The sequence below is a fragment of the Bradyrhizobium sp. WSM2254 genome (assembly GCF_000472645.1).
Lineage (GTDB): Bacteria > Pseudomonadota > Alphaproteobacteria > Rhizobiales > Xanthobacteraceae > Bradyrhizobium > Bradyrhizobium niftali.
Genome location: NZ_AXAB01000089.1, coordinates 1 through 4,614 on the forward strand (window position 1 = coordinate 1; position 4,614 = coordinate 4,614).

General features: G+C 58.4%; 3 protein-coding genes. 2 read left to right on the forward strand and 1 reads right to left on the reverse strand.

Annotated elements, in window-relative coordinates; all coding sequences use genetic code 11:
- On the forward strand, positions 1–3,678 hold a 3,678-nt coding region (locus tag A3M7_RS45600), incomplete at its 5' end, for a VCBS domain-containing protein (protein ID WP_049823950.1).
- Positions 3,679–3,745: 67 nt separating this feature from the next.
- Here A3M7_RS45600 and A3M7_RS0137485 read toward each other — a convergent pair.
- Complete coding sequence (locus tag A3M7_RS0137485; RefSeq protein WP_027548472.1) at positions 3,746–4,075, reverse strand: hypothetical protein; 330 nt, start codon at positions 4,073–4,075, stop codon at positions 3,746–3,748.
- A gap of 421 nt (positions 4,076–4,496) precedes the next feature.
- On the opposite strand from A3M7_RS0137485, the gene A3M7_RS49300 reads away from it, so the two are divergent.
- Positions 4,497–4,614: helix-turn-helix domain-containing protein (locus A3M7_RS49300; protein WP_156937105.1), on the forward strand; the 118-nt coding region annotated here is incomplete at its 3' end.

Below are 4,614 nucleotides of genomic sequence, written 5' to 3' on the forward strand. Positions count from 1 at the left end.
TGGACGTTCAATTCCGGAACGCAGGCGTTTGACTATCTGGCCGCCGGCCAGTCGCTGACGCTGACCTATACGGTCCAGAGCACCGACAACAACGCNGCGTCGGATACCCAGTCGGTGACGGTGACCGTCACCGGCACCAACGACGCGCCGGTGGCTGTGAACGACACCAGCGCCAGCGCGGGCGCCACCGCGGCGACCGAGAAGGGCGGCACGGCCAACGGCTCGGGCGGCCTCAACGCGACCGGCAACGTCGTCACCAATGACACGGATGTCGACAGCGGCAGCCTTACGGTGACTGCGATCCGCACCGGCAGCACCGAAGGTGCCGGCACCACGGGCTCGCTGGGTGTTGGCCTGGTTGGCGCGCATGGCACGCTGACGATTGCCGCCAATGGCAGCTACACCTACGTCATCAACGAAACCGACGCTGCGGTGCAGGCGCTCAATACCGGCGGCACGACCACCGATAGCTTCAATTACACCGTCAGCGACGGCAGCCTGACTGACACCGCGGTGGTGACGGTCACCATCAACGGCGCCAACGATGCGCCGGTGAATACGGTGCCCGGTACGCAAGAGGTGGTGCAAAATACCAATGTGACATTCAACGGCGCCAAGCTCATCTCAATCTCGGACGTTGACGTAGGCGCTGGGACCGAGACAGTGACGCTGTCGGTCGCGCACGGCACGCTGACGCTATCGGGTACAACCGGCCTCTCGTTCACCACCGGCGACGGTACGACCGACGCGACCATGACCTTCTCCGGCACGGGCGCGAACATCAACAACGCCTTGAATGGTCTTCTCTACAATCCAACCGACACTTTCGTCGGCGCCGATACTTTGACGATCACGACGACGGATCAGGGTGGATTGAGCGATAGCGACACCGTTACCATCAATGAGGAAAGCCCTAACCCAGGGACCATGACGACGAGTCCGACCGACGTCATCTTCTACGCCAGCGGCACGAATACGGTAAATGCAACCAATCTGACCTTGAACGGTACAGATAGCATCACCGGCGGAACCGGCACAGACACGCTCATCGTCACTGGCGGCTCCCCTGGACCATTCACATTTGGGAATGGCGTGGGAAATCTCTTTCTCACAAATTTTGAAGTTCTCAAACTGGTCGACACCAACAGCGGAAATCATACCGACAACGTAACGTTCCTCTCGACTTTCCAAAATAATGGAACACTGACCGTCGACGCGACTGGTATCGGTGGCAATGGAAAGCTCAATTTGGATGCAAGCGCAGTCACGTCCGGAGCTTTCATTGTTGTCGGCGGAGACAGTGACGACACTCTCAAGACTGGCTCGGGCGACGACACCCTCACCGGCGGCTTGGGTAACGATACCCTTACCGGTGGTGCCGGCAACGACACGTTCAACGTCAATTCGGGCATTGACAGCATCACCGATCTTTCAGGGAATGATGTCCTTGTCGTAAGCGCAGGGGCCACGGCCAACGCTACCGTCACGGCAGCCTTTACGGCCACGTCATCGACCAGCAACGCTGGTGCGGCAAACTTGAGCAGCAACGGCTTTGCCGTTGACCTGAGCGCGGCAACCGGCGCCAACGGCTTTACGGTCACCAATACCGGCGCAGCGGCGGCCATCACAGGTTCAGCACAGAATGACACGCTGATCGGCGGCTCCGGAAATGACACGCTCGTCGGCGGCTCAGGCGCCGACAGCATTACCGGAGGCAGCGGCGCTGATACAATGACCGGCGGAGCTGGTGGCGACACGTTTGTCATTAACAGCGGACAATCTCTCGGTACCGTTGGGAGCTCCGGGGATGCCGGCACGATTTCCGGCTATGACGTGATCAACGACTTCGCCACGACCGGCACCAACGACATCCTTGATCTGCCGGTCACCAACGTGACGGCCAATACTGCCGGCACTAACGGCACTGACTCCACGTTGACCATTTCCGGTCAGACGGTGAAATCGCATGCCATCACGAACGGCGTCATCACATTCGATGATGCCAATGCCTTTGCGTCAGCACTAACCCTGACGTCCACCGCTAACGTCGCAGCCGTCGTGCAGTACCTTCACAACAACGATATAGCCACCGGCACCGGCGCAGCGGTTGCTTTTGTCGCGAACATCGCCGGAACTGCTCATAGCTATGTTTTTGAGCAGGTCGGCACAACTCCGAACGCCGCTAACGACATCCTGGTCGATCTCGTAGGGGTCACCCTGACCAACATCAATCAGGCTCATCTCGCGCCCGCAGGCATTGCCGGCGAAGCCATCAACCTTGGACTGACAAACCCGGCAGATCACGTTGGCATGATCAGCATCAGCATCAGTGGCATTCCGGCGGGTTGGACGCTGAGCGAGGGTACCGACAACGGCGATGGGACCTGGTCGGTGCAGACAAACGACGTCACCGCGCTCTCTATCACCACGCTAGATGACTACGCAGGTGCGGTGTCGCTGCATATATCGCAAACTTGGACTGATTCTACAGGCGGCACCGGGTTGGCCATGATCGACGACAACGTCGAAGCCTTTGGACAAGGCTCCCCAATCTTCGCGCTCTCAGGCGACGATAACCTGACCGGCTCCACCGGCCACGACTTGTTCGTGCTCTCCCAGCCGATCGGGCATGACGTGATCTACAGCTTCGACGCTGCCTCCGATCAGATCGATCTGATCGGCTACGCCAACTTCACCGGTTTTGGCGACATCCAGGCGCACGTGGCCAACGATGCTGCCGGCAATGCGGTGATTACGCTCGCCGATGGCCAGTCGATCACGTTGAATGGGGTCGATGCCGACTCGCTCACGGCTGATGACTTCGTGTTCGATCAAACGCCGGTCACGGAGAATGCCGGCCACATGGTGATCAGCGACGGCGCGATCCTGCCGCTCTCCGGCATCATCGACAACACCGGCACGATTGAGTTGAACTCGACCAGAAGCGGGACCGACCTCGAGCTCATCGAGCACGGCATCACGCTCCAGGGTCATGGGCAGGTCGTCCTGTCCGATAGCAGTCAGAACCTGATCACAGGAACGGTCTCGGACGTCACGCTGACGAACGTGGACAACACGATCTCCGGCGCTGGCCACCTCGGGGATGGCGTGATGGTGCTGGTCAACGAAGGCACGATCATCGCCACCGGCACCAATGCACTCGACATCAATACCGGAGCTAACGCCGTAACCAACACCGGCACGATCGAGGCAACGGGAACCGGTGGACTGGTGGTCCACAGCGACGTCGTCAATACCGGCCTGTTGTGGGCCAACGACGGCAACGTCACGATCGACGGCAACGTCAGTGGCAACGGTTCAGCGCTGATCAGTGGGACCGCGACGTTGGAGTTTGCTCATGCTTCGGCGGAAAATACCACGTTTGCGACAGGCGCAACCGGAACCCTCATCCTTGGCGATTCGTTCAATTTCTCAGGGACCGTCTCCGGGATGAGCGCAGACGATCATATTGATCTTCTCGACTTCAACTTCACCAGCGCGCCGACGTTGAATTACACCCCCAACGCCGACAACAGCGGCGGGACTCTGAGCATCGCCGACGGATCCCATACCGCCAACATTGCTTTGTTGGGTAGCTTTGATCCCACCGGCTTCCAGGTTGAGGCAGATAAGACGACGGGAACGTTGGTTAGCTACCACGATTTCCATCTGGCCTAAAAGCGGGTCAATCGCGATCTTCGAAGGAGCACATCCTCATCGCGTATATCTTGGAGCATAATGCCAACTATTCGCCCGGCAGTAAGTCCGCTGCTTGCTTCAACCACTTCCGCACGGTGTTCACGTCCAAGACAATGCCGTGCTCGGCGAGGTCGTCGGCAATTTCCTGCGGCAAGGTGCTGCGGCTCAGTTTTGGATCATGTTTGTAGCTATCGAGCGTCAACCCGATCACGAGCTGTCGCGCTCTTTGGCTCCGAGCGGTTTTTCCCGCTGGCTGGCTTGCCTGCCGTGGTTCCAGTTCGCGTATCCGGGTTTGTAGTGTCGCCTGGGCATCCTTTGCCCCAACGATCTCCTGCCAGACCTTTTCCTCGTGAGCGACCTTCAGTTCGTCATACATTGCCTTCCAGTCGGCAATTCGATCGCACTTTGATACTGCCTCCGCGAGGCCCGGAGTCAAACCCACGATTTTCGATCATTTCACTTCGAGCTATTGCGACTACTCGTTAGCACTAGCCGGTCCCCTACCTTCGAAATGCAGATCCTACACATGCACCACAAGTCTGCTCACGTTAGCCGTGGTGCTCTCGCTCCAGTCCATCATGGGTGCCACAGAAAGGAGGTAGTCTTGCGATTTCAATGATTTACCTTATCATCTCAATAGGATGAAACACGAACGTGTGCACTCCAAACTAGCCGAAATTGCATGTTATTCGGCCTGCAATATTGACCCCCTAAGCCGGGGGATCGGCGTCCAAAATTGACCCCCTATAGGTTGGTCTGTTGCGCTGCCTGCTTCGTAACAAAGCAGGTGGTGGAGGATGCTGGTCGTGGAGACGATTGCGCGGATTCGGCGCGAGCACTTCATCAAGGGCAAGACGATCAAGGAGATCGCACGTGACCTGAAGGTGTCACGGAACACGGTCCGGAAGGTTCTGA